Annotated in this window: 29 protein-coding genes; 13 read left to right on the top strand and 16 right to left on the bottom strand. The window is 69.0% G+C overall.

Annotation, left to right across the window (positions count from 1 at the left end):
- Nucleotides 1-10 precede the first annotated feature (10 nt).
- The 5 genes from ACAM58_RS07530 to hda all read right to left on the bottom strand — a co-directional run bounded on the left by ACAM58_RS07530 (nucleotide 11) and on the right by hda (nucleotide 4,789).
- Nucleotides 11-1,021 carry an inorganic phosphate transporter gene (locus ACAM58_RS07530; RefSeq protein WP_012746614.1) on the bottom strand — a complete coding sequence of 337 codons (1,011 nt, stop codon included), beginning with the start codon at nucleotides 1,019-1,021 and terminating at the stop codon, nucleotides 11-13.
- 13 nt (nucleotides 1,022-1,034) lie between these two features.
- A complete protein-coding gene (locus ACAM58_RS07525) occupies nucleotides 1,035-1,679 on the bottom strand; it encodes a DUF47 domain-containing protein (RefSeq protein ID WP_012746613.1) in 645 nt (214 codons plus the stop codon).
- Nucleotides 1,680-1,795: 116 nt separating this feature from the next.
- Nucleotides 1,796-2,446: a 2-amino-4-hydroxy-6-hydroxymethyldihydropteridine diphosphokinase gene (gene folK / locus ACAM58_RS07520; RefSeq protein ID WP_155736559.1), complete on the bottom strand. Its 651-nt coding sequence runs from the start codon at nucleotides 2,444-2,446 to the stop codon at nucleotides 1,796-1,798.
- Entirely contained in the window at nucleotides 2,443-4,083 is a 1,641-nt protein-coding gene (pcnB, locus tag ACAM58_RS07515; RefSeq protein ID WP_062362685.1) for a polynucleotide adenylyltransferase PcnB, read from the bottom strand. The genes folK and pcnB overlap by 4 nt, the downstream gene beginning before the upstream one ends.
- Before the next feature lie 19 nt (nucleotides 4,084-4,102).
- Nucleotides 4,103-4,789 carry a DnaA regulatory inactivator Hda gene (gene hda / locus ACAM58_RS07510; RefSeq protein ID WP_026283844.1) on the bottom strand — a complete coding sequence of 229 codons (687 nt, stop codon included), beginning with the start codon at nucleotides 4,787-4,789 and terminating at the stop codon, nucleotides 4,103-4,105.
- 119 nt (nucleotides 4,790-4,908) lie between these two features.
- Between hda and purM the strand changes: the two genes are divergently transcribed.
- The 5 genes from purM to ACAM58_RS07485 all read left to right on the top strand — a co-directional run bounded on the left by purM (nucleotide 4,909) and on the right by ACAM58_RS07485 (nucleotide 9,337).
- Nucleotides 4,909-5,949 (top strand): phosphoribosylformylglycinamidine cyclo-ligase, encoded by a 1,041-nt coding sequence (gene purM / locus ACAM58_RS07505; protein ID WP_062362687.1) that lies wholly within the window; start codon nucleotides 4,909-4,911, stop codon nucleotides 5,947-5,949.
- Nucleotides 5,950-5,991: 42 nt separating this feature from the next.
- Nucleotides 5,992-7,056: an AI-2E family transporter gene (locus tag ACAM58_RS07500; protein WP_012746608.1), complete on the top strand. Its 1,065-nt coding sequence runs from the start codon at nucleotides 5,992-5,994 to the stop codon at nucleotides 7,054-7,056.
- Nucleotides 7,057-7,164: 108 nt separating this feature from the next.
- The gene (locus ACAM58_RS07495) at nucleotides 7,165-7,749 is read left to right on the top strand and encodes a cysteine hydrolase family protein (RefSeq protein ID WP_062362693.1); all 585 of its coding nucleotides are present in this window, start codon (nucleotides 7,165-7,167) and stop codon (nucleotides 7,747-7,749) included.
- Entirely contained in the window at nucleotides 7,746-8,378 is a 633-nt protein-coding gene (locus ACAM58_RS07490; protein WP_062362696.1) for a DJ-1/PfpI family protein, read from the top strand. The genes ACAM58_RS07495 and ACAM58_RS07490 overlap by 4 nt, the downstream gene beginning before the upstream one ends.
- Nucleotides 8,336-9,337, top strand: coding sequence for a GlxA family transcriptional regulator (locus tag ACAM58_RS07485; protein WP_062362699.1), 1,002 nt, complete (start codon nucleotides 8,336-8,338; stop codon nucleotides 9,335-9,337). Before ACAM58_RS07490 ends, ACAM58_RS07485 begins: the two co-directional genes overlap by 43 nt.
- A 26-nt stretch (nucleotides 9,338-9,363) precedes the next feature.
- Here the strand turns inward: ACAM58_RS07485 and ACAM58_RS07480 are convergent, their stop codons facing one another.
- The 6 genes from ACAM58_RS07480 to murJ form a co-directional block, all read right to left on the bottom strand.
- Nucleotides 9,364-10,677: an RNA polymerase sigma factor gene (locus tag ACAM58_RS07480; RefSeq protein WP_062362702.1), complete on the bottom strand. Its 1,314-nt coding sequence runs from the start codon at nucleotides 10,675-10,677 to the stop codon at nucleotides 9,364-9,366.
- 3 nt (nucleotides 10,678-10,680) lie between these two features.
- Nucleotides 10,681-11,100 carry a YciI family protein gene (locus ACAM58_RS07475; RefSeq protein WP_018903287.1) on the bottom strand — a complete coding sequence of 140 codons (420 nt, stop codon included), beginning with the start codon at nucleotides 11,098-11,100 and terminating at the stop codon, nucleotides 10,681-10,683.
- Nucleotides 11,101-11,129: 29 nt separating this feature from the next.
- Nucleotides 11,130-11,558, bottom strand: a complete 429-nt coding sequence (locus ACAM58_RS07470) for a YciI family protein (protein WP_018903286.1) — start codon at nucleotides 11,556-11,558, stop codon at nucleotides 11,130-11,132.
- A gap of 129 nt (nucleotides 11,559-11,687) precedes the next feature.
- A complete protein-coding gene (locus ACAM58_RS07465) occupies nucleotides 11,688-12,116 on the bottom strand; it encodes a VOC family protein (RefSeq protein WP_018903285.1) in 429 nt (142 codons plus the stop codon).
- Nucleotides 12,116-12,967: a SirB1 family protein gene (locus tag ACAM58_RS07460; protein WP_012746600.1), complete on the bottom strand. Its 852-nt coding sequence runs from the start codon at nucleotides 12,965-12,967 to the stop codon at nucleotides 12,116-12,118. Before ACAM58_RS07460 ends, ACAM58_RS07465 begins: the two co-directional genes overlap by 1 nt.
- 100 nt (nucleotides 12,968-13,067) lie before the next feature.
- On the bottom strand, nucleotides 13,068-14,621 hold the full coding sequence (murJ, locus tag ACAM58_RS07455; RefSeq protein ID WP_062362704.1) for a murein biosynthesis integral membrane protein MurJ: 1,554 nt from the start codon (nucleotides 14,619-14,621) through the stop codon (nucleotides 13,068-13,070).
- 105 nt (nucleotides 14,622-14,726) lie between these two features.
- Between murJ and rpsT the strand changes: the two genes are divergently transcribed.
- The gene (gene rpsT / locus ACAM58_RS07450) at nucleotides 14,727-15,041 is read left to right on the top strand and encodes a 30S ribosomal protein S20 (RefSeq protein WP_007831346.1); all 315 of its coding nucleotides are present in this window, start codon (nucleotides 14,727-14,729) and stop codon (nucleotides 15,039-15,041) included.
- Nucleotides 15,042-15,179: 138 nt separating this feature from the next.
- Here the strand turns inward: rpsT and ACAM58_RS07445 are convergent, their stop codons facing one another.
- The gene (locus ACAM58_RS07445; RefSeq protein WP_018903283.1) at nucleotides 15,180-15,509 is read right to left on the bottom strand and encodes a DUF3579 domain-containing protein; all 330 of its coding nucleotides are present in this window, start codon (nucleotides 15,507-15,509) and stop codon (nucleotides 15,180-15,182) included.
- Nucleotides 15,510-15,669: 160 nt separating this feature from the next.
- Between ACAM58_RS07445 and ACAM58_RS07440 the strand changes: the two genes are divergently transcribed.
- The 7 genes from ACAM58_RS07440 (at nucleotide 15,670) to ACAM58_RS07410 (ending at nucleotide 22,342) form a co-directional block, all read left to right on the top strand.
- Nucleotides 15,670-16,878, top strand: coding sequence for an aspartate aminotransferase family protein (locus ACAM58_RS07440; RefSeq protein WP_062362707.1), 1,209 nt, complete (start codon nucleotides 15,670-15,672; stop codon nucleotides 16,876-16,878).
- Nucleotides 16,875-17,810: an ornithine carbamoyltransferase gene (gene argF, locus ACAM58_RS07435; RefSeq protein WP_012746596.1), complete on the top strand. Its 936-nt coding sequence runs from the start codon at nucleotides 16,875-16,877 to the stop codon at nucleotides 17,808-17,810. The genes ACAM58_RS07440 and argF overlap by 4 nt, the downstream gene beginning before the upstream one ends.
- A 24-nt stretch (nucleotides 17,811-17,834) precedes the next feature.
- Complete coding sequence (locus ACAM58_RS07430) at nucleotides 17,835-18,143, top strand: YkgJ family cysteine cluster protein (protein WP_018903281.1); 309 nt, start codon at nucleotides 17,835-17,837, stop codon at nucleotides 18,141-18,143.
- A gap of 78 nt (nucleotides 18,144-18,221) precedes the next feature.
- Nucleotides 18,222-18,875 carry an arylformamidase gene (kynB, locus tag ACAM58_RS07425; protein WP_062362710.1) on the top strand — a complete coding sequence of 218 codons (654 nt, stop codon included), beginning with the start codon at nucleotides 18,222-18,224 and terminating at the stop codon, nucleotides 18,873-18,875.
- A gap of 11 nt (nucleotides 18,876-18,886) precedes the next feature.
- Nucleotides 18,887-20,173: a kynureninase gene (gene kynU / locus ACAM58_RS07420; RefSeq protein ID WP_062362713.1), complete on the top strand. Its 1,287-nt coding sequence runs from the start codon at nucleotides 18,887-18,889 to the stop codon at nucleotides 20,171-20,173.
- Nucleotides 20,170-21,018, top strand: a complete 849-nt coding sequence (gene kynA, locus ACAM58_RS07415; RefSeq protein ID WP_062362718.1) for a tryptophan 2,3-dioxygenase — start codon at nucleotides 20,170-20,172, stop codon at nucleotides 21,016-21,018. The genes kynU and kynA overlap by 4 nt, the downstream gene beginning before the upstream one ends.
- A gap of 73 nt (nucleotides 21,019-21,091) precedes the next feature.
- Nucleotides 21,092-22,342 (top strand): hypothetical protein, encoded by a 1,251-nt coding sequence (locus ACAM58_RS07410; protein WP_062362720.1) that lies wholly within the window; start codon nucleotides 21,092-21,094, stop codon nucleotides 22,340-22,342.
- Nucleotides 22,343-22,363: 21 nt separating this feature from the next.
- On the opposite strand, the gene ACAM58_RS07405 is transcribed toward ACAM58_RS07410, so the two are convergent.
- From ACAM58_RS07405 to ACAM58_RS07390, 4 genes are all read right to left on the bottom strand, one after another.
- Nucleotides 22,364-23,548, bottom strand: a complete 1,185-nt coding sequence (locus ACAM58_RS07405; protein ID WP_062362723.1) for an FAD-dependent monooxygenase — start codon at nucleotides 23,546-23,548, stop codon at nucleotides 22,364-22,366.
- Between the two features lie 5 nt (nucleotides 23,549-23,553).
- On the bottom strand, nucleotides 23,554-23,844 hold the full coding sequence (locus tag ACAM58_RS07400) for a DUF6587 family protein (RefSeq protein ID WP_018903275.1): 291 nt from the start codon (nucleotides 23,842-23,844) through the stop codon (nucleotides 23,554-23,556).
- 63 nt (nucleotides 23,845-23,907) lie between these two features.
- Nucleotides 23,908-25,803 (bottom strand): ferrous iron transporter B, encoded by a 1,896-nt coding sequence (locus ACAM58_RS07395; protein WP_062362726.1) that lies wholly within the window; start codon nucleotides 25,801-25,803, stop codon nucleotides 23,908-23,910.
- On the bottom strand, nucleotides 25,796-26,104 hold the full coding sequence (locus tag ACAM58_RS07390; protein WP_026283843.1) for a FeoA family protein: 309 nt from the start codon (nucleotides 26,102-26,104) through the stop codon (nucleotides 25,796-25,798). The genes ACAM58_RS07395 and ACAM58_RS07390 overlap by 8 nt, the downstream gene beginning before the upstream one ends.
- Between the last annotated feature and the right edge of the window lie 135 nt (nucleotides 26,105-26,239).

The following is a 26,239-nucleotide window of genomic DNA, read 5'->3' as shown; positions in this document are numbered from 1 at the left end:
CGCCGGAAACTCAGAAGATCTGCAGGCTGATCCAGTAGGCGATGGCGGCCACGAAGGCCGACGCGGGGATCGTGAAGATCCAGGCCCAGACGATGTTGCCCGCCACGCCCCAGCGCACCGCGCTCGCGCGCTGCGCGGAACCCACACCGACGATGGCGCCGGTGATGGTGTGGGTGGTCGACACCGGAATGCCCAGCGCGGTGGCCAGGAACAGCGTGAGCGCGCCGCCCGTTTCCGCGCAGAAGCCGCCCACGGGCTTGAGCTTGGTGATCTTCTGGCCCATGGTCTTCACGATGCGCCAGCCGCCGAACATGGTGCCCAGCGCAATCGCGGCGTAGCAGCTCACGATGGTCCAGGTCGGCGGGCTCGCGTCGGTGGCCGAGGCGTAGCCGGTGGCGATCAGCAGCATCCAGATGATGCCGATGGTCTTCTGCGCGTCGTTGCCGCCGTGGCCCAGGCTGTAGGCCCCGGCGGACACCAGCTGCAGCCGCCGGAACCAGCGGTCGATGCGCGAGGGCGTGGCGCGCCGGAAGCCCCAGGCCACCAGCACCATCATCATCGAGCCCAGCACGAAGCCGAGGAAGGGCGAAACGAAGATGAAGGCCACGGTCTTCCAGATGCCCGACGCCACCAGGCCGCCGGTACCGGTCTTGGCGATCACGGCGCCCACGATGCCGCCGATCAGCGCGTGCGACGAGCTGCTCGGAATGCCGTAGTACCAGGTCACGAGGTTCCAGCTGATGGCGCCCACGAGCGCGCCGAAGACCACGTGCACATCGACCACGCCCGGCTGGGCGATGCCCTTGCCGACCGTTGCCGCCACGCTCAGGTGGAAGATGAAGATCGCGACCAGGTTGAAGAAGGCCGCGAACAGCACGGCGTGGCCCGGCTTGAGCACGCCGGTCGACACCACGGTGGCGATCGAGTTCGCCGCATCGTGGAAGCCGTTCATGAAGTCGAACAGGATCGCCAGCGCGACCAGCACCATCACCACCCAGAGGGCGACCTGAACCGTTGCCATCGATGCTTACCGCTCAGGAATTCTCGAGGACGATGCCCTCGATGACGTTGGCCACGTCCTCGCACTTGTCGGTGATCGTCTCGAGCAATTCGTAGATTGCCTTGAGCTTGATCACCTCGCGCACGTCGGGCTCCTCGCGGAACAGCTTGCTCATGGCACTGCGCATCACGCGGTCGGCGTCCGATTCGAGGCGGTCGATTTCCTCGCAGGTCTTGAGCGTGGCCTCGGCCACCGCCGGGTCGGCGATCTTGCCGAGGAACTTGACGGCGTCCTTCAGGCGGTCGCAGCACTTCACGCTCAGCGCCGTGAGGCGCACGATCTCGTCGGTCATGTGGCGCACGTCGTACAGCGCCATGGTCTCGGCCGAGTCCTGGATCAGGTCGGCCACGTCGTCCATCGTATTGATGAGCTTGTGGATCTGCTCGCGGTCGATCGGCGTGATGAAGGTCTTGTGGATCAGCCGGTTGACGTCATGCGTGACGCGGTCGGCCGCACGCTCGGCATTGTCGACGTCGCGGTTGTACTGCTCGCGCAGGTGCACGTCGCTGTAATTGGCCACGAGTTGCTCGAACGCCCGCGCCGCTTCGACGATGCGCTCGGCGTGCTGGTTGAACATCTCGAAAAAATTCCCCTCGCGGGGCAGCAGCTTGCCGAACATGGCGCTCTCCTGGGTTCGCCGCTGCCACAAATGCGTGACAACGTCATGAAAAACCGCGCAAGTGTAATGGGCGGCGCAAAGCCGCCCGGCCGGCGGGGTTCGCCGCCCCTGGCCGCTCAGTCGCGAATCCGCTCGATGACCTGCGAGGAAACGCGGGCAAGCGCCGCGCGCGGCACCTTGTCGGGCGCGATCTCGGCAAGCGGCTTCAGCACGAAGGCGCGGTCGCGCATGCGCGGGTGGGGCAAGGCCAGCGCGGGCGTGTCCTTGATCGCGTTGCCGTGCATCAGCAGGTCGAGGTCGAGCGTGCGCGGCGCATTGGGAAAGGGCCGCTCGCGGCCGGCCTGCTCCTCCAGCAGGTGCAGCTCGGCCAGGAAGGCCTCGGCCGTGAGCCCGGTCCGCACGGCCACCACGGCGTTGATGAAATCGGGCCCGGCCGCATCGACCGGCGCGCTGCGGTAGAGCGACGAGCGCGCCGTCACCACGGTGCGCTCGATGGTGCCGATGGCGTCCATGGCCGCCGTCACGGCGGCCCGGGCGTCGCCGAGGTTGGCGCCGATGGCGACGAAGGCCTGCACGGTCGGATAGTCCTCGCGCGTGCGGCGAGGGGGCGCACCGGCGGACCCGGCCTTGCCCGCGGGCCGGCTGGGCGCGCGCCGCGCGGGCGCCGGTCCGCTGCTCTTCGGCTTCGGCGAAGGGCCGCCGCGCGATGGCGGCCGTCCCTGGCCGCCGCCGCTCTTGCCGTCCTTCGGCCGGTTCGGTGCGCTCATTCGGCTGCGGCGCTCCCGCCGCCCTCGCCGCCGCCATCACCACCACCGCCGGTGCGCGGCTTGCGGCGGCGCCGGCGCTTGCGCGGCGCGGCCGGCTCGCCATCGGGCGGCACGGCGCCGGCCTCGACCTCGACTTCCTCGGCCTCGTCGCCCTGACGGGTGTCGGCCTCGGGCTGGCGCTGGCGCGGCGCCGGTTCGCCGCGGGAGGGCTTGGGCGCGACCGGGTCGCGCGTTCGCACGCGCTGGCGGGTCTTCTGCTCGTCGCGCACCTGCTCCAGCAGGTCTTGCTGGCGCACGTCGTCGGCGGTGCTGAACTCCTGCCACCACTCGGCGATGGCCTCGCTGACCTCGCCCACGTCGGCGCGCAGCCGCATGAAGTCGAAGGCGGCGCGGAACCGCGCCTGGTCGACCAGGCTGTAGGGCGTGGAGCCGGTGCGCTTGTCGAAGCGCGGCTGCATCATCCAGATCTCGCGCATGTCGGCGGCGAGCTTGCCGCGGCCCGACACATCGCCGATGCGGGCATTGAACACGTCGTCGATCGCGTCCTGCAGCGCCGGGAATGGCGGCTGCGGGCGCTGGCCGTGCCGGCCCTCGACGCGCTGGGCCCAGCCGTCGCGCACGTCGGCCCACAGCACGCAGGCCAGAAGGAAGCTCGGCGCCACGGGCTTGCCTTCGCCGACGCGGCGGTCGGTGTCCTGCAGCGCCGCCTTCACGAAGGGCTGGTCGGCCCGCTCCACCACCACGTCGAGCAGCGGATAGATGCCCTTGGCGAGGCCCAGCTTGCGCAGTTGCTCGACCGTGGCAATGGCATGGCCGGTCTGCAGCAGCTTGAGCATTTCGTCGAACAGGCGGCTCTGCGGCACGTCGGCCAGCAGCTTGCTCGACTCGACCAGCGGCGCGGCCGTCTTGGCTTCCATCTTGAAGCCCAGCGCCGCGAGCTTGGCCGAGAAGCGGATCGCGCGGATGATGCGCACCGGGTCTTCGCGGTAGCGCGTGGCCGGGTCGCCGATCATGCGCAGCGTGAGCTTCTGGGCGTCGCGGATGCCGTTGTGGTAGTCGACCACGACCTGGTTGGCGGGGTCGTAGTACATGGCGTTCACGGTGAAGTCGCGGCGCGCCGCGTCTTCCTCCTGCGGGCCCCAGACGTTGTCGCGCAGCACGCGGCCGCTGGCGTCCACCGCATGCTTCATGCTCGCGAGCTCGCCCTTGCTGGTGCGCTCGTTGCCGGCCACCTGCTCGGCGGCGGCGTTGTCCATGTAGGCGCGGAAGGTCGAGACCTCGATCACCTCGTGCTCGCGGCCGCGGCCGTACACCACGTGCACGATGCGAAAGCGCCGCCCGATGATGAAGGCACGCCGGAAGAGCGACTTGACCTGCTCGGGCGTGGCGTTGGTGGCCACGTCGAAGTCCTTGGGGCGCAGCCCCAGCAGCAGGTCGCGCACCGCGCCGCCCACCACGTAGGCCTCGTAGCCGGCCTGCTGGAGCGTGGTGACGACGTTCCTGGCACGTTCGTCGACCAGGGCTGGATCGATCTTGTGAACCTCTGCCGGCACCTCCTGGCGCTTGCCGAAGCGGCTCTTGCCCTGTGCGCCGCCGGCCGATTTGCCGAGCAGCTTGTCGATGAATTTCTTGATCATTGTTGGTTGAAGCTCTTCTCTATTCGTTTTCGAGCATGGATCGGATCAGCGGGATCGTGATCGCGCGCTGTGTCTGAAGGGCATAGCCGTCGAGCTGCGTGAGCAGCTCCATCAGGCTGCCCAGGTCGCGGCTGAAGCGGTGCAGCATGTAGTCGAGCACCTCGTCCGACAGCATGACGCCGCGCGTGTCGGCGGCCTGGCGCAGCACCGCGCGGCGTTCGCTTTCGCTCAGCACCTGCAGGTGGAACACATGGCCCCAGCCCAGCCGGGTGCGAAGGTCCTCGCGCAGCGGCAGGTCGGCCGGCGGCAGCGCGCCCGCGGCCACCACGCCGCGCTGCAGCGTCTGCGCGTTGACGAACCAGTTGAAGGCCGCGTGCTGCTGCACGGCGGTGTAGAGGTGCACGTCGTCGAGCAGCACGGCACCCCAGCGCTCGTCGAATTCGGGCGGCTCCAGCACGCCGGCATGCAGCCAGCCCACGCTCGCGCCCTGCTCGCGCAGCGCCACACGCACCGATTCGAGCAGATGGGTCTTGCCGCTGCCGCCTTCGCCCCAAAGATAGGTGGGCACGGGAGAGTGGGGCACGGCGCTGCCGGCGCCGCCCACCCACAGTTGCAGGTGCCGCAGCGCCGCCTCGTTCGGGCCGGCAAAAAAAGCGTCGAAGCTGGGGCCCGTCGCAATGCCGATATCGAGCGCGAGCTGTTTCATCCCGGGAAGGTTCATGGAGGGGGCCCGGAGGGCCCTTAAAATCGTGAGGAATTCTATCGGCCCGGCCGCTTCGGTCGCCGGCGCCTCCACCTTCCCGCCCTTCTCGACACCGTCCGACCATGACTTCCCCCACGCCCACCCCGCTCAGCTACAAGGATGCAGGTGTCGATATCGATGCCGGCGACGCACTGGTCGACCGCATCAAGCCGCTCGCCAAGAAGACCCTGCGCGAAGGCGTGCTGGCCGGCATCGGCGGCTTTGGCGCGCTGTTCGAGGTGCCCAAGCGCTACAAGGAGCCGGTGCTGGTGAGCGGCACCGACGGCGTGGGCACCAAGCTCAAGCTGGCCTTCGAATGGAACATGCACGACACGGTCGGCATCGACCTGGTGGCCATGAGCGTCAACGACGTGCTGGTGCAGGGCGCCGAACCCCTCTTCTTCCTTGACTATTTCGCCTGCGGCAAGCTCGAGGTGGACACGGCCGCGGCCGTGATCGGCGGCATCGCCCGCGGCTGCGAGATTTCCGGCTGCGCGCTGATCGGCGGCGAAACCGCCGAAATGCCCGGCATGTACCCGGCCGGCGAGTACGACCTGGCGGGCTTCGCGGTCGGCGCGGTCGAAAAGTCGAAGATCCTCACGGGCCAGAACGTGAAGCCCGGCGACGTGGTGCTGGGCCTGGCCTCGGCCGGCGTGCATTCCAATGGCTTCAGCCTGGTGCGCAAGGTGATCGAACGCGCCGGGGCCGACCTGCCCGCCACGCTCGACGGCAAGCCGTTCCGCGAAGCCGTGATGGAACCCACCCACCTCTACGTGAAGCCGGTGCTCGAGGCGCTGGCCAGGCACCCGATCAAGGCGCTGGCCCACATCACGGGCGGCGGCCTGCTCGAGAACATTCCGCGCGTGCTGCCCGAAGGCACGGCCGCCCACCTCAGGAAGGGCAGCTGGCCGCAGACCGAACTCTTCGCCTGGCTGCAGAAGGTGGCCGGCATCGACGACATCGAGATGAACCGCACCTTCAACAACGGCATCGGCATGGTGGTGGTGATCGACGCGGCCGAGGCCGCAGCCTGCGCTGCCACGCTGCGCACGGCCGGCGAATCGGTGTTCGAGATCGGCACCATCGCCGAGCGCGGCACGGGCGCCGCCGTCGTGGTTGGCTGATTTCCTCGCTCCGAGGCTCGCCAGCGCAGCACCCGGACCCTGATGGCCAAGCCCTCCCTCGCCACTTTCGAAACCAAGCCCCAGCCCGCCTCGCGCAACGTGGTGCTGGCCAGCTACCTGCTGATGCCGGCCGCGCTGCTGCTGGTGATGTGGCAGCACCTGCTGCCCGGCCTGCTGTGCGTGTGCATCGGCTTCCTGGCCACCCGCTGGTTCACGCGGCTGATCGTCGGCGGCCTGGCGCGGCTGAAGCTGCCGTTCGAACGTGCCGACGTGCCGGCCCGGGTGCTGGCCGTCACGCTGGTGCTGCTGGCGCCCATCGCGCTGATCTCCCTGGGCCTGTCGCAGGCGCGCGAGTACATCCTCGACGCGCCCGACCAGTACCGCGAGCTGCTCGACTACACGGCGCGCACGGTGCTCGAACTGCGGCTCAAGCTCCCACCCGAAATTGCGGTCTACCTGCCCGAAGGCGCGGCCGAAGTGCAGCGCGTGGTGGCCAACTACCTGCGCGCGCAGGCCGGTTCGCTGGCGCTGGCCGGACGGGCATGGCTCGGCGGCCTGCTGTTTGCCTACGTGGGGCTCATCGTGGGCGGGCTGGCGGCCATTGCGCCTTCGCCGCTGCAGCGCCGGCCGCTCGCCGCGCAGCTGCACCGGCGCATCGCGATCTTCGGCGAGGCCTTCGGCCAGATCGTGGCCGCGCAGTTCTGGATCGCGGCCTTCAACACGCTGCTGACCGCCATCTTCCTGCTGTTCCTGATGCCGCTCTGGGGCCCTCACCTGCCCTACACGCCGGCCCTGATCACGCTGACCTTCGTGGCGGGCCTGGTGCCCATCGTCGGCAACCTGGTCTGCAACTCGGTGATCACGCTGGTGGCGCTGTCGGTGTCGCCCGTGACGGCGCTGGCCTGCCTGGCGTTCCTGATCATCATCCACAAGGCCGAATACGTGATCAACGCCAAGGTGGTCGGCAGCCGCACGCAGATGCGGGTGTGGGAACTGCTGGCAGTGATGTTCGTGGCCGAGGCGGTGTTCGGCCCGGCCGGGCTGGTGGCGGCGCCGCTTTTCTATGCGTACCTCAAGAAAGAGCTGCAGGCCGCAGGCCTGGTTTAGCCCTGATGTCCTGATTTGATCGGTTCTGGTCCGCTTCGGCGCGGACCATGCGCTGGCGGCGCAGAAGAATAGGCGGCATCATCCACTTCGCCCTTTCGAGCCCACGCCATGAAATCCTGTCTGATTGTGATCGACGCGCAGGAATCGTTTCGCCAGCGCGCCTACTGGTCCGAACACGTCGCGCAGCCCTATTTCGCCGCCCAGAACGCGCTGATCGAGGGCTGCCTGGCCGCCGGCCTTCCGATCGTGCGCATCTTCCACGTCGACGGTCCCGCCACTGCGAGCCATCCTTTCGCGGTCGAATCGGGCCTGGTGCGGCCGATCGAAGGCCTGGCGGCTTTCGAGGCGGCGGCCACCTTCACCAAGCACCGCCACAGCGCGCTGGTCAACAGCGGGCTCGACATCTGGCTCACGCAGCAGGGCATCGGCCGGCTGATCGTGAGCGGCATCCGCACCGAGCAATGCTGCGAAACCACCGCGCGCCACGCCTCGGACCTGGGCTGGGAGGTCGACTACGTGACCGAGGCCACGCTGACCTTCGACATGCCGCAGCCCGACGGCCAATCGCTTGCCGCGGCCGACATCAAGGCGCGCACGGCGGCCGTGCTGGACGGCCGGTTCGCCACCGTCTGCAGCGTGGCGCAGGCACTGCAACGCGCCGGAATCGAAACCGGCGAAAGCGTGGCCGCATGACCTTGCGTGTTCGAATCCTCGCCTACGACGGCGTCGAGGCCCTCGACTTCGCGGGGCCGTTCGAGGTGTTCACCACCGCAAGCCGCGTGAGCCAGCGCATGAATCCCGGCGCGCCGGCGCCTTTCGAGGTTGCCTCGGTGGCGCTGGGCGCCAACGAGCCGGTGCAGGCGCGCGCCGGCCTGCGCCTGCTGGCCGACCACGACCTGGCCGCGAATCCAATGGCCGACCTGCTGGTCGTGCCCGGCGGCGTGGTCGATGCCCCGATGGCAAGCCCCGCCACGCTGCGCTGGATCGCCGATTGCGCGGCCGGCGCGCAGCTGGTCGCCTCGGTCTGCACCGGCGTCTTCCTGCTCGCCAAAAGCGGCGTGGCCGTGCGCGAAGCCGTGACCACCCATTGGGAAGACATCGCGGACTTGCGCGAGCAGTTCCCCTTGCTCGACGTGCGCGAAAACGAGCGCTGGGTCGACAGCGGCCGCATCGTCAGCTCCGCGGGCATCAGCGCGGGCATCGACATGAGCCTGTACCTGGTCGAACGCCTGGCCGGCCACCCGCTGGCCGAGCGCACCGCGCGCCAGATGGACTACGCATGGATCTCCAGCAGCAGCAGCAGCAAAAGCCCATCCGCGTAGTGTTCGTGCTGCTGCCGGGCAGCCTGGTGCTCGACTGGGCCGGCCCGGCCGAGGCGCTGCGCATCGCGAACCAGCGGCTGCGTGCGGCGGGCCAGCCCGAGCGCTTCGAGATCGAATTCGCCAGCCCGCGGCCCACGTCGATCGGGTCGGTCGGCGTGGCACTCGCCAACCTCTCGCCCTTGCCGGCGCAATGGCATGGCCCGGCCTGGGTCGTGCTGGTCGGACTGCCCGGAGACACCATCCCGATCGACAACGCCGAGACGCAGGAGCTGCTGCACTGGCTGCGCGGCCAGCGCTTCGAACGCGGCCGGCTCGAACTGGTCACGGTCTGCGCCGGTGCACTGCTGGCCGCGCATGCCGGCGCGCTTTCGGGCCGCCGTGCGACCACGCACCACCATCACCTGGACGAACTGCGCGCAGTGGAGCCGCGCTGCGAGGTGGTCGCCAACCGCGTGTTCGTGATCGATCCGCCGGTGTACAGCAGCGCGGGCGTCACCACCGGCATCGACCTGGTGCTGCACCGCATTGCCGACCTGTGCGGCGAAGCGCTGGCCGCCCAGGTGGCGCAGACGATGGTGGTGGCGCAGCGGCGCGGCCCGCACGATCCGGAGCTGTCGCCCTTCCTGGCCCACCGCAACCACCTGCATGCCGCGCTGCATCGCGTGCAGGACGCCGTCAGCGAGCAGCCGCAGGCCGACTGGAGCGTGCCGCGGATGGCCGAAGTGGCGCATACCTCGGCGCGGCACCTGACGCGGCTGTTCGTCGAGCACGCGGGCGTGGCGCCGCTGGCCTACCTGCGCCGGCTGCGGCTGGCGGCCGCGCAGCTGGCGCTGGCCTCGGGCGCGAGCGTGACGCGGGCGGCGGAAATCTCGGGCTTCGGCTCTGACACGCAGCTGCGGCGCGCCTGGCACCAGTTCGGATTGCCTGGCTCGCCTTCGGCCTCGGCATCGAAGGCGTAGCAGCTCTGCCGGCCCCGCGAGGAGTTTCAGCCCTGCACAGCCGCGCAGGCCCGCGCACGCGCCAGCAGCAGGGTCCGCTCGCGCGTGTTGCGCGTGAGCGAGGCGGCGCGGTCGAATTCCTTTTGCGCCTCGGCGCGGCGGCCGAGCTTCAAGAGCAGGTCGCCGCGCACCGCCGGCAGCAGGTGGTAGGCCTGCAAGGCCGGCTCGCCCACGAGCGCATCCACCACCTCGAGCCCCGCGGCCGGCCCGAAGGCCATCGACAGCGCCACCGCGCGGTTCAATTCGACGATGGGCGACGGCGACAGCTCGGCCAGCGCGTCATAGAGCGCGGCGATGCGCGGCCAATCGGTTTCTTCGGCCGTGCGCGCACGGCCATGGCAGGAGGCAATGGCCGCCTGCAGCGCATACGGGCCGAAGGCACCGCCGAGCGCCTCGGCACGCGCCAGTGCCGCCAGGCCGCGGCGGATCAGCATGTGGTCCCAGCGTGCGCGATTCTGCTCGAGCAGCAGCACCGGCTCGCCCGAGGCGCCCACGCGCGCGGCCGTGCGCGAGGCCTGGATTTCCATCAGCGCCACCAGGCCATGCACTTCCGAGGCATCGGGCATGAGCTCGGCCACGATGCGGCCCAGGCGCATGGCTTCCTCGCACAGCGCGGGACGCATCCAGTCGTCGCCGGCCGTGGCCGAGTAGCCTTCGTTGAAGATCAGGTAGAGCACCTCGAGCACCGAGGCGAGCCGCGCCTGGAGCTCATGCCGGCGCGGCACCTCGAAGGGCACGCGCGCTTCGAGCAGCGTGCGCTTGGCCCGCACGATGCGCTGCGCCACGGTGGCTTCGGGCACGAGAAAGGCGCGCGCAATTTCGTCGGTGCCGAGGCCGCCCATCAGGCGCAGCGTGAGCGCCACGCGCGCCTCGGTCGAAAGCACCGGGTGGCAGGCGGTGAAGACCAGCCGCAGCAGGTCGTCGCCGATGTCGTCGTCGATGGCCGCATCGACGGCTTCGGCGAAATCGGCCTGGGCCATCTCGTGCTGCGCATCGAGCTCGCGGCCGATCTCGGGCGCCTTGTGCTCGGCCAGCTGCCGATGCCGCAGCCGGTCGAGCGCGCGGCGCTTGGCCACGGCCGTGAGCCAGGCGGCGGGGTTGTCGGGCGCGCCTTTTTCGGGCCATTGCTCGAGGGCCGACACCAGCGCGTCCTGCGCCAGTTCCTCGGCCAGGCCCACGTCGCGCACCATGCGCGCGACGGTGGCGATGATCTTCGCGGATTCGATGCGCCACACCGCCTCGATGCTGCGGTGGACGGCGGCCTCGCCACCTCCGCCGCCGCGGCCCTCGGAAGCACCCATGGCTCAGGTCTTCTTGACCGCCTGCATCGACGCGAATTCGGAGGTCAGCGCCTGCACGTCGGGCGGGAAGTCGGCAATTTCCTGGATCTGGCGGACCTCGATGACCTCGTTCTCGCTGCCGGGGCAGCGCGTGGCCCATTCGATGGCGTCGGCGCGCGAGGGCACGTCGATGATCCAGTAGCCGCCGAGCACCTCCTTGGCCTCGGCAAAGGGGCCGTCGACCACCTTGGGCTTGCGGCCCGGAAAGCTCACGCGCGCGCCCATCGAGGGCGGATGCAGGCCGTCGCAGCTGATCAGCACGCCGGCCTTCTGCATCGACTCGTTGTAGGCCATCATGGCCGCCACCGCATCGACGTCGTCGGGAATGGTGCCGGGCGCGGCGCTTTCGTAGCCGTGGGGAATCATCAGCAGCATGAATCGCATGGCGGTCTCCTTCGGTGCGGCGCTGCCGTTCAGCGGCCGGCCTTGGCCCGGGCCTCGGATTCGGCGCGCAGGCGCTCTTCCTGCGCCAGCAGCTCGGGCGTCATCGAGTCGCCGAAATCGGAGGCTTCGAACACCTGGCGGATCTCGATCTCGCCCTCCTGGAACGGGCTGCGCTTGATCCACTCGATGGCTTCCTCCTTCGACTTGACCTGCAGCAGCCAGAAGCCCGCGAGCAATTCCTTCGTCTCGGCGAAAGGACCGTCGATCACGGTGCGCTTGAGGCCTTCGCAGCGCACGCGTGCGCCCCTGGATGACGGGTGCAGCCCTTCGCCCGCGAGCAGCACGCCGGCCTTGACCAGCTCCTCGTTGAACTTGCCCATGGCGGTGAGCACTTCGGTGCTCGGCATCACGCCGGCTTCGGAATCCTTGTTGGCCTTGACCAGAACCATGAATCGCATGTCGTTTCTCCTGAAGGTTGATGAAATCGGGAGGCACTGAAACCGCGCGCTCCTGTTCACACGTCGCACGAGCGCAAGCCCGATCGACACGCCTGCCTCGATCAATTTGTAATTTTATGTATCAGAGCTTCAGGGCAGGTAGCCGCAGAAGCGCAGCACATGCCCGTCGGGCTCGCGGATGGCGAATTCGCGCAGGCCCCAGGGCTGCGAGACGGGCGGCTCGATCACCGTGACGCCGCGCTTCGCATAGGCCGCGTGCAGGCCGTCGATGTCCTTGCCCACGTGGATCACGATCTCGCCGCGCCAGGGCGGCGCCCCGCGGGTGTTGCACTGCCACAGCCGCAGGTAGACCGGGTCGCCGTAGCTGCGGTCGCCCTTCTTGACCCGTGCATAGCTCGGCGGTTCGCCGGCGATGAAGTCGATCTCGAAGCCCAGCACGTCGCGGAACCAGCGCGCGGCGCGCGCGGCGTCGGACACCGGCAGCACCGGCTGCACGCCGTGGAATTCATGCAGGGTGCCGAGATCGGGGGCGTCGGCCACGCCGGTGCTGGCGGCCATCAGTCGGATTCGCGCCGCAGCGCCGCGACGCGCTCTGCAATGACATCGACGTCGAGCGCGTCTTCCGCATGCGCGAGGTAGGTTTCCAGGTCGCGCACGGCGGCTGCGGTGTTGCCCTGCTCGGCATGCGCGATGCCGCGGTCGCGGTACTCGCCCCAGGCGTTGGGCAGCAGTGCGATCAGGCGGTCCTGCACGGCGATGGCGCGCTGCCAGTCTTCCTGCGCGCGGTGCACTTCCTTCAGGTTGCGCAGCATGCGCCCGATGATCTCGCGCGAACTGGCGGGCTGCAGGTACAGGCCCAGCGGCACGTCGAAATCGCCGACCAGCCCGTTGCTGCGCTTGTAGGGTTCGAGCCGCTCGCCGAGTTCTTCGCGCGAGAGCGACTTGCCGGTGAAGGGGTCGATCACCACCTGCCCCTTCGGCAGCGTGACCTTGAGCATGAAGTGGCCCGGAAAGCCGATGCCGCGCGCCTGCAGGCCCAGCCCCTGCGCAAGCTCCATCCACAGCACCGCGAGCGAAATGGGAATGCCGCGGCGCGTGCGCAGCACGGCGTTCAGGTAGCTGTTGTCGGGGTCGTAGTAGTCGTTGACGTTGCCGCCGAAGTTCAGGTCGTTGAAGAAGAACTGGTTGAGCGCGCGCAGCCGCGCGAGCGGTGCGGCATCGGCCGGCAGCCGGCGCTTCAGGCGCGCGAGCAGTTGGTCGACGTCGCCCAGCACCTGCTGCACGTCGAGGTCGGGGTATTCGTCCTGTGCGAGGCTGGCGGCCGCCTCCAGCAGCGGAAAGTGCTCGTCGCTCTGCACCAGCGATTCGAAATACGCCAGGGCCGTGGGAACCTGAAAGCTGAACGTCATGTGTCTTTGTAGAGGAGCATTCGGGGAGCGTCAAGGCGGTGTTTTCAGCTTGCGCAAGCCGAAAAACCGCCCGTTGGGTAAAGCCGCGCCAGGCGCCCTCTTACCGGCGCATGAAACTGCGAAGCCGCACGCCCAGCGCCGTGAGCACCGCGAAATACAGCAGCGCCGCGCCGGCGATCAGCGCGGCCAGCAGGCCGATGCGCAGCAAGCGCTGCTCGCGCAGGCCGATCCAGTCGAAGTGGCGCGAACCCCAGGCCAGCAGGGCCGCCAGCACCAGCATGCCCGCCAGCACCTGCAGCGCGAACCTGCCCCAGCCGGGTTCGGGCTTGTAGCTGCCGCGGCGGATCAGGCCGACCAGCAGCCAGATCGCATTGACCAGCGCGCCGATGGCAATCGTCAGCGTGAGCGCCGCATGCTGCAGCACCGGCACCAGGAAGACATTGAGGACCTGGGTCAGCACCAGCACGCCCACGGCGATCAGCATGGGCGTGCGCGTGTCCTGCCTGGCGTAGTAGCCGGGCGCGAGCACCTTGATGGCCACCAGCCCGACCAGCCCGACGCCGTAGCCCATCAGCGCCACGGTGGTGCGCTGCACGTCCTCGCCCTGGTAGGCGCCGTTGTGGAACAGCACGGCCACCAGCGGCTTCGCAAAGAGCAGCAGAGCGACGGCGCACGGCGCCGACAGCAGCACCACCAGCCGCAGGCCCAGGTCGAGCAGCGACGAGTAGCGCGCATCGTCCTTGGCCGCGCGGGCGCCGGCCAGCTGCGGCATCAGCACCACGCCCAGCGCCACGCCGAGCATCGCGGTCGGGAATTCCATCAGGCGGTCGGCGTTGCCGATCCAGGTCACGCTGCCGACCGCAAGGTGCGAGGCGATCTGCGTGTTGATGAGCAGCGAGATCTGCGCCACGCTCACGCCCAGCAGGGCGGGCAGCATCAGCTTCAGCACCTGGCGCGTGGCGGGGTCGCGCCAGGCGTCGCCCAGCGCCTTGAAACCCGTGCCGATGCGCGGCATGAGGCCCAGCGCGCGCAGCGCCGGAACCTGGATGGCCAGCTGCAGCACGCCGCCGACCAGCACGCCCACGCACTGGGCATAGATCGGCTCGATGCCGTAGCGGCGGAACAGCGGCGCCCCGACCACGATCGCCAGGATCAGCGCGATGTTGAGCAGCACCGGCGAGGCGGCCGGCACCGCGAACTTGCGCCAGGTGTTCAGGATGCCGCCCGCCAGCGCCACCAGCGACATGAAGCCGATGTAGGGAAACATCCAGCGCGTCATGACCACGGCCGCGTCGAAGCCCGCCAGCCCGCTGGCCATGGCCCACACCAGCAGCGGCGCGCCAGCCACGCCGGCCACGCAAACCACCACCAGCGCCCAGGTCAGCAGCGTGGCGACGTGGTCGATCAGCGCCTTGGCGCCCTCCTGGCCGGCCTCGGTCTTGCGCGCCGCGAGCACCGGCACGAAGGCCTGGCTGAAGGCGCCTTCGCCGAAAACCCGCCGGAACAGGTTGGGAATGCGAAAGGCGACGTTGAACGCGTCGGTCAGCGCGCTGACGCCGAACACCGAGGCAAAAAGCACGTCGCGCACGAGGCCCGTGATCCGCGAAGCGAGCGTCAGCAGGGATACGGTGGAAGCGGATTTGAACAGGGACACGGGGCGAGTGTAGGGCCCGCCAAGCCCCGATTCGGCGAAAAAGGCAACCCGGCCTATAATGGAGGGCTTTGCTGCATCATCCTCAGACACCTAAGGAACCAAACCATGGCATCCGCCAAGCCCAAGAAAAAGAACCCGCGCCTCGCCTCCGGCCGTAAGCGCGTCCGCCAGGACACCAAGCTCAACGCTGCGAACACCTCGCTGCGCTCCAAATACCGCACCGCCGTGAAGAATGTCGAAAAGGCCGTCCTGGCCGGCGACAAGACCAAGGCAAGCGAACTCTTCGCGAAGGCCCAGAGCATCGTCGACACCGTCGCCGACAAGGGCATCTTCCACAAGAACAAGGCTGCTCGCGACAAGAGCCGCCTGTCGGCGAAGGTCAAGGCCCTCGCCCTCGCGCCTGAAAAGGCCGCCGCCTGACACCTGTCAGGCAAGCCCGGACCGGAATCCTCCGGTCCGCCGTTTGATCGGGGTGCGCTGCAGCAAAGTGTAAAAAACCGCCTTCGGGCGGTTTTTTCATGTCCGATCGCTTCCTTCCTGCCGGAGGAAGCCGCCCGCTCAGGCCTTGGGCGGCGCGTCCGGCACGTCGGGCACCAGGCAGGCCTCGGCCACCTGCAGGTCGTTGTCGCGCGCGAAGTTCACGCAGAAGTCCCAGGCCATGGGCTCGGCGTCGCGCAGTGCGCGGTTCACCACCACGCACTTGACCCCGTTGATGGTGGTCGGAATGCACCAGGGCGAATAGCTCAGGTGGCTGCCCGGATAGGCGCCGCCGGGGCGGAAGGAGCACATCACGCCGGCCAGCCGCTCGGCCCAGTCGCTGGGGCGGAAAGTCCGGCCATCGTGGGTGATGCCCTGGATGAAGATTTCTTTGGCAGTGGGGGAAATCATCGTTGAATGAGGCGCCCGCAGCAGGTGCTGCGGTGCAACAAGCGATTCTATCCGGGCGCCTTTCGCCTCCCGGGAAGCGGGCATTGCTGTAATGCGGAATCCTCAACGAAGCCGTCAAAGCGCACGCCTAGAATCCGCGGTTCCCTATCTGGAGAACCGAATGAGCGCTACCGCCCAGCCCACCTCGCCCCACGTCATGAACACCTACGGTCGCCTGCCGATCGCGCTGTCGCACGGCCAGGGCTGCCGAGTCTGGGACACCGCGGGCAAGGCCTACCTCGACGGCCTCGGCGGCATTGCCGTGAATACGCTGGGCCACAACCACCCCGAGCTGGTGCCCGCGCTGCAGGACCAGATCAGCAAGCTGATCCACAGCTCCAACTACTACCACGTGCCCGGCCAGGAACAGCTGGCCGCCAAGCTGACCGAGCTGTCGGGCCTGACCAACGCCTTCTTCTGCTGCACCGGCCTGGAAGCCAACGAGGCGGCCCTGAAGCTCGCGCGCAAGTTCGGCCATGACAAGGGCATCGAGCGGCCCGAGATCGTGGTGTACGAAGCCGCTTTCCACGGCCGCAGCATCGCCACGCTGTCGGCCACCGGCAACCCGAAGGTGCAGGCCGGCTTCGGCCCGCTGGTCGAGGGCTTCATCCGCGTGCCGCTGAACGACATCGAGGCCCTGAAGAAAGCCACCGAAGGCAACCCCAACGTGGTCGCCGTGTTCTTCGAGACCATCCAGGGCGAAGGCGGCATCAACCCGATGCGCTGGGAATACCTCAAGCAGGTGCGCGCCCTGTGCGACCAGCGCGACTGGCTCATGATGATCGACGAAGTGCAATGCGGCATGGGCCGCACCGGCAAGTGGTTCGCGCACCAGTGGGCCGGCATCAAGCCCGACGTGATGCCGCTGGCCAAGGGCCTGGGCTCGGGCGTGCCGATCGGCGCCGTGGTGGCCGGCCCCAAGGCCGCCCACATCTTCGGCCCCGGCAACCATGGCACCACCTTCGGCGGCAATCCGCTTGCGATGCGCGCCGGCATCGAGACCATCCGCATCATGGAAGAGCACAAGCTGCTCGAGAACGCCGCCACCGTGGGCGAGCACCTGAAGGCCGCGCTCGAACGCGAGATCGGCGGCCTGGCCGGCGTGAGGGAAATCCGCGGCCAGGGCCTGATGCTGGGCATCGAGCTCGACCGGCCCTGCGGCGTCATCCTGAACCGCGCCTGCGACGCCGGCCTGCTGCTGAGCGTGACGGCCGACAAGGTGATCCGCCTGGTGCCGCCGCTCATCCTGAGCATTGCCGAGGCCGACGAGATCGTCGCGATCCTCGCGCCCATCGTCAAAACATTCCTGTCGGAGCCCGCAGCGCAATGACGACCGCCACCACGCCCAACGCCATCCGCCACTACCTGCAGTTCTCGGACTTCACGGCCGACGAATACGCCTATCTTTTCGATCGCATGGCGATCATCAAGAAGAAGTTCAAGACCTACGAGAAGCACCAGCCCCTGACCGACCGCACGCTGGCCATGATCTTCGAGAAGGCCAGCACGCGCACCCGCGTGAGCTTCGAGGCGGGCATGTACCAGCTCGGCGGCAGCGTGGTGCACCTGACCACCGGCGACAGCCAGCTCGGCCGCGCCGAGCCCATCGAGGACAGCGCCAAGGTCATCAGCCGCATGGTCGACCTGGTGATGATCCGCACCTACGAGCAGACCAAGATCGACACCTTCGCCGCGCACTCGCGCGTACCTGTCATCAACGGCCTGACCAACGAATTCCACCCCTGCCAGATCCTCGCGGACATCTTCACCTACATCGAGCACCGCGGCTCCATCCAGGGCAAGACGGTGGCCTGGGTCGGCGACGGCAACAACATGGCCAACACCTGGCTGCAGGCCAGCGAGATCCTCGGCTTCAAGGTGCACGTGAGCACGCCCAGCGGCTACGAGGTCGACCAGTCGGTGGCGGGCCTGCGCTCGGCCGACAGCTACCAGGTCTTCAAGGACCCGATGGAAGCCTGCCGCGGCGCCGACCTGGTGACCACCGACGTCTGGACCAGCATGGGCTACGAGTCCGAGAACGAGGCGCGCCGCAAGGCCTTTGCCGACTGGTGCGTCGACGAGGACATGATGCGCATCGCCCAGCCCGACTCGCTCTTCATGCACTGCCTGCCGGCTCACCGCGGCGAGGAGGTGCAGGCCGAGGTCATCGACGGTCCGCAGTCGGTGGTGTGGGACGAGGCCGAGAACCGGCTCCATGCGCAGAAGGCGCTGATGGAGTTTCTGCTGCTGGGGCGGCTCTGAGCTCCTGACCGAAGGCGCAGCCGCGTGTCCCATTGCCAGCAATGTGGCGCCTGCTGCGCCAGCTACCGCGTCGACTTCAGCATCCATGAACTCGACGACAACGGCGGCAGGGTGCCCTCCGGCCTTGCGGTCGATGTGAACGGCGCCCTCTGCCGCATGCGCGGCACCGACCACACGCCGCCGCGCTGCGCCGCGCTCACCGGCAAGATCGGCCAGGCCGTGGCCTGCGGCATCTACGAATGGCGCCCCAACCCCTGCCATGAGCTGCAGGCCGGCAGCGGCGCCTGCGAGCGGGCCCGCGCGCGCCATGGGCTGCCGGGGCTGCCTTCCTGAGCCGGTCGATCATCTCGTCACGCCGTGTGTTGGAAATAACCGACACCACGACCCCCCGCCCGGCGCTAACTTTGCGCCATGCGTTCCCTGCAACCCCAACTCCGCCTCTGGGACATCTCGCCGCCCGTGCATGAAGGCGCGCCGGTGTTCCCCGGCGACACGCCCTACCAGCAGCGCTGGGCCGCGACCATTTCGCCCGACTGCCCGGTCAACGTCAGCGAGATCAAGCTTTCACCGCATGTCGGCGCGCATGCCGACGCGCCGCTGCACTACGACGCCGAAGGCCGGGCCATCGGCCTCGTCGACCTTGCGCCCTTCCTCGGCCCGTGCCGGGTGATCCACGCCATTGCCAAGGGGCCGCTGATCGAGTGGGAGCACATCGCGCACGCCGTCACGAGCCAGATGCCGCAGCGCGTGCTCGTGCGCACCTATGCCGCGATGCCCGTCGAGCATTGGGACCCGCAGCTCGCGGCCTATGCGCCCGCCACCGTCGAGCGGCTCGCGGCCATGGGCGTGAAGCTCATCGGCATCGACACCGCGAGCATCGACCCGGCCGACAGCAAGACGCTGGAAAGCCACCAACGCATCCGCCGCCTCGACCTGCGCGTGCTCGAGAACCTCGTGCTCGACGACGTGCCTGAAGGCGACTACGAACTCATCGCGCTGCCGCTCAAGCTGGTCAGCGCCGATGCCTCCCCGGTTCGCGCCGTGCTGCGCGAATTTCCCCGCTGAAAACCTCCACCATGACAACCCTCGAAGACTGCCGCGCGCTCGACGCGCAAGACCCGCTGCGCGCCCTGCGCGACCAATTCATCATTCCCGAGGGCGTGCTCTACCTCGACGGCAACTCGCTCGGCGTGCTGCCAAAGGCCGCGCCCGCACGCATCGCCGAGGTGGTGGCCAAGGAATGGGGCGAAGGCCTGATCCGCTCGTGGAACACCGCGAGCTGGTTCGACCTGCCACAGCGCCTGGGCGACAAGGTGGCACGGCTGATCGGCGCCGCGCCCGGCGAAGTGGTGTGCACCGACAGCACCTCGGTCAATCTCTACAAGGTGCTGTTCGCGGCGCTCTCGCAGCAGAAGGACAGGGGGCGCAAGCTGGTGGTCAGCGAGCGCAGCAACTTCCCGACCGACCTCTACATTGCCGAGTCGCTGTGCCGCGAGCGCGGCTTCACGCTCAAGCTGATCGAGGCGGGCGAGCTGCAAGGCCCGGATTCGGTGCTGACCGATGAAGTGGCCGTGCTGATGCTCACGCACGTGAACTACCGCACCGGCGCCATGCACGACATGAAGGCCGTCACCGCCGCCGCGCATGCCGCCGGCGCGCTCACGGTGTGGGACCTGGCGCACAGCGCGGGCGCCGTGCCCGTGGCGCTCAATGAAAGCAATGCCGACTACGCGATCGGCTGCGGCTACAAGTACCTGAACGGCGGCCCCGGCGCGCCGGCCTTCGCCTGGGTGCACACGCGGCACGCGGGCAAGTTCGAGCAGCCGCTGTCGGGCTGGTGGGGCCATGCCGCGCCCTTCGAGTTCACGCCGCACTATCGCCCCGCGCCGGGCGTGGGCCGCTATCTCTGCGGCACGCAGCCGGTCATCGCGCTGGCGGGGCTGGAGTGCGGCCTGGACACCGTGCTCGCGGCCGAATCCTTCAACGGCGCGAATGGCGCCATGGCCGCGCTGCGCGCCAAGTCGCTCGCGCTCACCGATCTCTTCATCCAGCTGGTCGAAGAACGCTGCGCCGGACAAGGCCTCTCGCTCGTCACGCCGCGCGAGCATGCGCGCCGCGGCTCGCAGGTGTGCCTGAGCCGCGACGAAGGCGCCTACGCCATCGTGCAGGCGCTGATCGCGCGCGGCGTGATCGGCGACTACCGCGCCGGCGATTCGCAGATGCCCGACATCCTCCGCTTCGGCTTCACGCCGCTGTACCTCGGCTTCGAGGACGTGTGGAACTCGGTCGAGCACCTGGTGCAGGTGCTCGAGACGGGCGAGTGGCGGCGCGCCGAATTCAACCGCAAGAACGCAGTGACATGAGCACCGACCAGAACCCCGAGAAGATCGTCCACGAGGAAATGGCGCAGCTGGATTTCAGCGCGTCGATGAGCTATGGCGACTACCTGCACCTGGACGAGATCCTCAACGCGCAGCATCCGCTGTCGCCCGCGCACGACGAGATGCTGTTCATCGTGCAGCACCAGACCAGCGAGCTCTGGATGAAGCTGATGCTGCACGAACTGCGCGCCGCCACCACCTGCATCGCAGGGGAGAAGCTGGCCGACGCCTTCAAGATGCTCGCGCGCGTGAGCCGCATCATGGAACAGTTGGTGAGCGCATGGACCGTGCTCTCGACCATGACGCCGCCCGAGTACACGGCAATGCGGCCCTACCTCGCCAACTCCAGCGGCTTCCAGAGCGCGCAGTACCGCTGCATCGAGTTCGCGCTCGGCAACAAGAACGCCGCCATGCTCAAGCCGCATGCGCACCGGCCCGACCTGCTCGCTCAGGTGGATGCGGCCTACCGCTCGCCGTCGCTCTACGACGAGTCGCTGAAGCTGCTCGCACGGCATGGCCTGCCGGTGCCCGCCGATCACCTGGAGCGCGACTGGACCCAGCCCTACCAGGCCAGCGACGGCGTGGAAGCAGCCTGGCTCACGGTGTACCGCAACCCGCACGACCATTGGGACCTGTACCAGCTCGGCGAAAAGCTCACCGACCTCGAAGACGCCTTCCGCCTCTGGCGCTTTCGCCACGTGACCACAGTGGAGCGCGTGATCGGCTTCAAGCGCGGCACGGGCGGAACCGGCGGCGTGAGCTACCTGCGCAAGATGCTCGACGTGGTGCTGTTCCCCGAAATCTGGAAGCTGCGCACCGATCTGTAAGCTATCGCTTGCCCCGCTTGCCCCATCCGCCCGAAGCGCTACATTCGTTGGCAACAACAACGGAGGCACTGCCATGAACGATGTCCAGTTCTCGCTCGAAGAGCTTGCGACCTTGCGCGAGCATGGCGTGGTCCTGTTCGCAGACCGCGTGATCTTCGAGGCCCAGCCGCCCATGCCGGCGCAGCGGATCGCCGCCATCGAGGCGCTGTGCGCCGGCCCGCTTCCCGAGGCGCTGGCTGCGCTGTGGCGGCAGACGGCGGGCGGCCGGCTCGACTACGACCTGTCGCTGCCGATGAGCGGCAATGTGGAATCCATCAGCTGGTCGGAACTGTTCTGGGACGGCAGCGACGGCTACCGCGACCTGCAGGGCTGGATCGAACATGAGCAAGAGCTGGCCGAAGAAGCCGCCAAGGAAGAAGGCCGCGCCTGGAGCGGCAAGCTCACGCACCTGCCCTTCGGCGGCTTCGAATACCTCGACCGCGTCTATGCGGTGGTCGAGCCCGGCCCCGAGCACGGCCGCATCGTCGCATGGAAGCACGGGCTGCCGCCCGCCTGGACGCATGCGCTGCACGAAGACAGCGTGAGCGCCATCGCGCCCGACCTGCGCGGCGCCTTCGCGGCCCTGCACCTGGACGAGGATCCGCTGGCGCCCACGGGCGACTATTTCTCGGGCCAGGACCTGTTGCAGTACCTCGACGACCGGCACCAGGACCATGGGCTGGACCTCGACCTGATGGACAAGCTGGTGGCCTTCTATTGCCGCGCCGTGGTCGACTGGCGCACGCCGCTGGCGGACGGCACGCTGCGCCGGCTGCCGGCCATTGCGCGTGCCGCGCTGCACCACGCCATCGGCACCGACGACGCGGATCTGGTGGCCCAACTCGCGGCCGCCGGCGTGAGCTTCGACGGCCCGCAGCAGGGCAGCGCGCTGGCCACCGACGTGGCCATTGGCCAGGGCGCCTTCGCCGCGGCCATGGCGCTGGTGCGCGCGGGCGCGCCGGTGGCGCGCGATGCGCTGGGCCATGTCGACGGCCAGATCTCGCCCGAGCTCACGGGCGCGCTGCTTGCCAACGGGGCGGAGCCCAGCGTGGCGGCCATCGTCAAATGCGCGGCCTGTGGTGCGCCCGCCAGCGCGCACCTGGTCGCCGATGCATGTGCAGAGGCCGGCATCGACGTGCCGCCCGCCTTCGTGGTCGAACGCGATGCGACGCTGGCCGAACTCGAAGCCACGCTGCTCGAGGTCCGGGAAGGCACGCATGGCCACTACCTGGGTGCCGAGGGCCTGGCCGAACGCATCGAGCACCTGCAGACCTTCAGGCTCTGAGGGTGCGCGGCGCGGCTGCACTCAGCCGCCGTACAGCCAGGGCTGGTCCAGCAGCCGTGCGCCCAGCGCGCGCATTGCCAGGTCGCGGCCGATGCGCACCGCACCGGCTGCATGGAAGATCTGGCCGTTGCGCCGGGCCTTGGCCTGCACGAGCGCGTTGCGCTGCCAGCGCGCCTCGGCATAGCGCGCGAAGGCGGCCGGCACGTCGGCCGCACTGCCTTGGCCCAGCGCCTCGGCCAGCGCCACCGAATCCTCGATGGCCATGCCGGCGCCCTGCGCCAGGTAGGGGACCATCGGATGCGCGGCATCGCCCACCAGCGCCACGCGCTCGTGGGCCATCTCGGCCGCAGAGGCCAGCGGCGGCCGGTCGCTGAGCGTCCAGGCGCGCCAGCCGGGCATGGCTTCGAGCAAGGCCTGCAAGGCGCGCCCACTCCGGCCCGTGGCCTTTTGCAGTGCGGCGAGGCTGCTGGCCTGGTCCCAGTCGCGCGCATCGCCGGCCGGCGCCGACTCCGCGATCACCACCACGTTGAGCCAGGCGCCACCGCGCACCGGGTACGCCACCGCATGCAGCTGCGGGCCAAGCCACACGTCGATCCGGCCGCGGCGCAGGACCTGCGGCAGCGCGGCCTGCTCGGCCATCGCGCGCCAGGCCGTGTGGCCGGTGGCGCGCGGCGGCTCGGCTGCGGACGGCACGTCGAGGCGTTGCCGCGCCAAGCTCCAGAGCCCGTCGGCGCCAATCAGCGCCTCGCCTTCCCAGGCCCGCGCGCCGCTGCTCGAGATGCACACGAGATCGTCGCTGGTCTCGACCTGCGCAATGCGCGCGTCGGTCACCAGGGTGCCCCTGCCGCGGGCGCGCACCGCTTCGAGCAGCAGCGCATGCAGATCGGCGCGGTGCACGCAGAGATAAGGAGCGCCGTAGCGCTCGCGCATCGCATCGCCCAGCGGCAGGCGGGCCAGTTCGGCGCCGCTGCCCGCGCTCTGCACCACGAGGGCATCGGGCCGCGCGGCGATGGCCTCCAGGCCTTGGGCCAGGCCCAGCAGCGCGAGGCGCCGCGTGACGTTGGGCCCCATCTGGATGCCGGCGCCGATCTCGGCGAACGCGGGCGCCTGCTCGAAGACATCGGCGCGGTGGCCGCCGCGGGACAGTGCCAGCGCAGCAGAAAGCCCCCCGATGCCGCCCCCGACGACGAGGATGTGCGTGGGCATCGGCCTCAGCGGCTGTGCGTGGACAGCGGGCCCTGGCCGGCTTTGTCGGATTCGGGTGGGTTGGCGGGCGTCTTGGGTCCGCAGCTGCCGCAGCTGTCGCAGGAGCCGCAGCCCGAGCTCTTGGCAAGCGAGGCCGCCAGCTGATCGGCGCGCTGCTGGTCGACCAGTCCGGCGCGGTGCGTGCCGGCCGCGAGCTTGTGCGCGGCACTGCGCCGCCAGCCCGCGGGCATCCAGCGCCAGACCGCATAGAACGCGGCGGCCGCGACGATCAATCCGACGATCAATTGCTGTGTCATGTCCGTTTACTCCAACGCGCGTTCGAGACTAACCCAGAAACATCGCTCAAGCCTTGCGGCAGGTCATCCCGCGCCCAGCGCCAGCGCCACGTGGTAGGTGATGAAGCACGCCAGGTAGGCCAGTGCGAACAGGTAGCCGGCCATGATCCAGACGTACTTCCATGATCCGGTTTCGCGCTTGACCGCCGCGAGCGTGGAAATGCACTGCGGCGCAAACACATACCAGACCAGCAGCGACAGCGCCGTTGCGAGCGACCAGCTGCCTGCGATCAGCGGCTCGAGCTGGCCGGCCACGTCGTCGCCGCTGGCCGAGAGCGCATACACCGTGCCGAGCGCGCCCACCGCCACTTCGCGCGCCGCCATGCCCGGCACCAGCGCGATGGAGATCTGCCAGTTGAAGCCGATGGGCGCAAAGATGTGCTCCAGGCCGCGGCCGATCATGCCCGCCAGGCTGTACTGGATGGCCGGGCCCGTGGCGCCTTCGGGCGGCGACGGAAAGGTCGACAGGAACCACAGCAGGATCGTGAGCGTGAGAATGATCGTGCCCACGCGCTGGATGAAGATCCACGCCCGCTCGTAGAGCCCGAGCGCCAGGTTGCGCAGGTTGGGCCAGCGGTAGGCCGGCAGCTCCATCATCAGCGGCGAGTGCTGCTTGCTGTCGCGGAAGCGCTTCATCACCCAGGCCACCGCCATGGCCGACACGATGCCGAAGACATACAGCGCGAACAGCACCACGCCCTGCAGGTTGAAGACGCCGCCCACGGTGCGCGCCGGAATGAAGGCCGCGATCAGCAGCGCATAGACCGGCAGGCGCGCCGAACAGGTCATGAGCGGCGCGATCATGATGGTGGTGATGCGGTCGCGCCAGTTGCTGATGGTGCGCGTGGCCATCACGCCGGGAATGGCGCAGGCAAAGCTCGACAGCAGCGGAATGAAGGAGCGGCCCGACAGGCCCACGGTGCCCATCACGCGGTCCAGCAGGAAGGCCGCGCGCGGCAGGTAGCCCGAGTCTTCCAGCGCCAGGATGAAAAGGAACAGGATCAGGATCTGCGGCAGGAACACGATCACGCCGCCCACGCCGGCAATCACGCCGTCCACCAGCAGGCTCTGCAGCATGCCTTCGGGCATGTGGGCCTTCAGCAGGTTGCCCAGGCCTTCGGTGCCGGCCTTGATGGCGTCCATGGGCACGTTGGCCCAGCTGAACACGGCCTGGAACATCAGGAACATCGTGACCGCGAGCACCAGCAGGCCCCACACCGGGTGCATCACCACGCGGTCGATGCGGTCGCTGGCGGCCAGGCTGCCGACCGGCTCATGCACGGCCAGGCCGAGGATGCGGCGCACTTCGCGCTGCGTGGCCAGCACGTCGTCCAGCCCCGGCGGCTGCCAGGGCAGCGGCGCCGCGGCGGCCACCGGCGCATCGAGGGCTTCGAGCAGGCCCTGCGCGCCGCCCGACTGCACGCCCACGGTCTCGATGACCGGCACGCCCAGTTCGCGCGACAGCACGGCCGTGTCGACCGCAATGCCCTGCTTCCTGGCCATGTCGGTCATGTTGAGCGCCACCACCATCGGCAGACCCAGGCGCTTGGCCTCGAGCACGAGCCGCAGGTTGAGCCGCAGGTTGGTGGCGTCGGTCACGCACACCAGCAGGTCGGGCAGGGGCTCGCTGCTCTTGCCGGTAACCACGTCGCGCGTCACGGCCTCGTCCACGCTGAGCGCGTTGAGGCTGTAGGCGCCCGGCAGGTCGAGCACGAACACGCGCCGGCCCGACGCGGTGCGCAGCGACCCTTCCTTGCGCTCGACCGTCACGCCGGCATAGTTGGCCACCTTCTGGCGGCTGCCGGTGAGCAGGTTGAACAGCGCCGTCTTGCCGCAGTTCGGATTGCCCAACAGCGCGATGCGCGCGGGCTGCGCCGTGGCCGCAAGGCGCCCCGGTCCCTGGATGACGGCCTCAACCATGGCTTGCGCCCTCCGCCAGGCCCGGCGCCACGTGGATCAATGCGGCCTCATGGCGCCGCAATGCGAAGGTGGTGTGGCCCAGCCGCACCGCCAGCGGCTCGCGCCCCGGCAGGCCGCGGGCGACGATGCGCACGGCCTCGCCCGGCACGAAGCCGATCTCGGTCAGGCGCAGCACGAGCTCGCGGTCGTCCGCGCCCTCGGGCCGCGCCACGTCGAGCACGGTGGCCCACTGGTTGTCGGGAAGCTGGTCGAGCCGCAGGCCGGAAGATGCCGGCGCGGCCCCGAAATGGTTGGTTTGCACGGTAAGAAAGTGCGCCGGATTCCAGGCGCGCCAATGGAGCAAAAGCTAGATGCTATCAATTCTCAATCGCAGAAACCTGACCAAGGCCCTTTGACCTCGCGGGCCGGGTTCTTTTTTTGGGGTTTGCGGCCGCCC

This window comes from Variovorax sp. V116, from assembly GCF_041154435.1.
Classification (GTDB): domain Bacteria; phylum Pseudomonadota; class Gammaproteobacteria; order Burkholderiales; family Burkholderiaceae_C; genus Variovorax; species Variovorax paradoxus.
The sequence above is the reverse complement of the archived record's forward strand: the minus strand, read 5'-3'. Positions and strand labels throughout refer to the sequence as shown.

Excerpts from the sequence above, each read along its gene's own strand:
- kynA (WP_062362718.1), top strand. The coding sequence starts at position 20,170 with ATGAGCACCGACCAGAACCCCGAGAAGATCGTCCACGAGGAAATGGCG.
- ACAM58_RS07530 (WP_012746614.1), bottom strand. The coding sequence starts at position 1,021 with ATGGCAACGGTTCAGGTCGCCCTCTGGGTGGTGATGGTGCTGGTCGCG.
- ACAM58_RS07465 (WP_018903285.1), bottom strand. The coding sequence starts at position 12,116 with ATGGCCGCCAGCACCGGCGTGGCCGACGCCCCCGATCTCGGCACCCTG.
- ACAM58_RS07405 (WP_062362723.1), bottom strand. The coding sequence starts at position 23,548 with ATGCCCACGCACATCCTCGTCGTCGGGGGCGGCATCGGGGGGCTTTCT.
- ACAM58_RS07490 (WP_062362696.1), top strand. The coding sequence starts at position 7,746 with ATGACCTTGCGTGTTCGAATCCTCGCCTACGACGGCGTCGAGGCCCTC.
- purM (WP_062362687.1), top strand. The coding sequence starts at position 4,909 with ATGACTTCCCCCACGCCCACCCCGCTCAGCTACAAGGATGCAGGTGTC.
- hda (WP_026283844.1), bottom strand. The coding sequence starts at position 4,789 with ATGAAACAGCTCGCGCTCGATATCGGCATTGCGACGGGCCCCAGCTTC.
- folK (WP_155736559.1), bottom strand. The coding sequence starts at position 2,446 with ATGAGCGCACCGAACCGGCCGAAGGACGGCAAGAGCGGCGGCGGCCAG.
- ACAM58_RS07470 (WP_018903286.1), bottom strand. The coding sequence starts at position 11,558 with ATGCGATTCATGGTTCTGGTCAAGGCCAACAAGGATTCCGAAGCCGGC.
- rpsT (WP_007831346.1), top strand. The coding sequence starts at position 14,727 with ATGGCATCCGCCAAGCCCAAGAAAAAGAACCCGCGCCTCGCCTCCGGC.
- ACAM58_RS07480 (WP_062362702.1), bottom strand. The coding sequence starts at position 10,677 with ATGGGTGCTTCCGAGGGCCGCGGCGGCGGAGGTGGCGAGGCCGCCGTC.
- kynB (WP_062362710.1), top strand. The coding sequence starts at position 18,222 with ATGCGTTCCCTGCAACCCCAACTCCGCCTCTGGGACATCTCGCCGCCC.
- ACAM58_RS07445 (WP_018903283.1), bottom strand. The coding sequence starts at position 15,509 with ATGATTTCCCCCACTGCCAAAGAAATCTTCATCCAGGGCATCACCCAC.
- ACAM58_RS07500 (WP_012746608.1), top strand. The coding sequence starts at position 5,992 with ATGGCCAAGCCCTCCCTCGCCACTTTCGAAACCAAGCCCCAGCCCGCC.
- ACAM58_RS07525 (WP_012746613.1), bottom strand. The coding sequence starts at position 1,679 with ATGTTCGGCAAGCTGCTGCCCCGCGAGGGGAATTTTTTCGAGATGTTC.
- argF (WP_012746596.1), top strand. The coding sequence starts at position 16,875 with ATGACGACCGCCACCACGCCCAACGCCATCCGCCACTACCTGCAGTTC.
- ACAM58_RS07460 (WP_012746600.1), bottom strand. The coding sequence starts at position 12,967 with ATGACGTTCAGCTTTCAGGTTCCCACGGCCCTGGCGTATTTCGAATCG.
- ACAM58_RS07495 (WP_062362693.1), top strand. The coding sequence starts at position 7,165 with ATGAAATCCTGTCTGATTGTGATCGACGCGCAGGAATCGTTTCGCCAG.
- ACAM58_RS07440 (WP_062362707.1), top strand. The coding sequence starts at position 15,670 with ATGAGCGCTACCGCCCAGCCCACCTCGCCCCACGTCATGAACACCTAC.
- ACAM58_RS07410 (WP_062362720.1), top strand. The coding sequence starts at position 21,092 with ATGAACGATGTCCAGTTCTCGCTCGAAGAGCTTGCGACCTTGCGCGAG.
- ACAM58_RS07400 (WP_018903275.1), bottom strand. The coding sequence starts at position 23,844 with ATGACACAGCAATTGATCGTCGGATTGATCGTCGCGGCCGCCGCGTTC.
- pcnB (WP_062362685.1), bottom strand. The coding sequence starts at position 4,083 with ATGATCAAGAAATTCATCGACAAGCTGCTCGGCAAATCGGCCGGCGGC.
- ACAM58_RS07395 (WP_062362726.1), bottom strand. The coding sequence starts at position 25,803 with ATGGTTGAGGCCGTCATCCAGGGACCGGGGCGCCTTGCGGCCACGGCG.
- ACAM58_RS07475 (WP_018903287.1), bottom strand. The coding sequence starts at position 11,100 with ATGCGATTCATGCTGCTGATGATTCCCCACGGCTACGAAAGCGCCGCG.
- ACAM58_RS07485 (WP_062362699.1), top strand. The coding sequence starts at position 8,336 with ATGGATCTCCAGCAGCAGCAGCAGCAAAAGCCCATCCGCGTAGTGTTC.
- kynU (WP_062362713.1), top strand. The coding sequence starts at position 18,887 with ATGACAACCCTCGAAGACTGCCGCGCGCTCGACGCGCAAGACCCGCTG.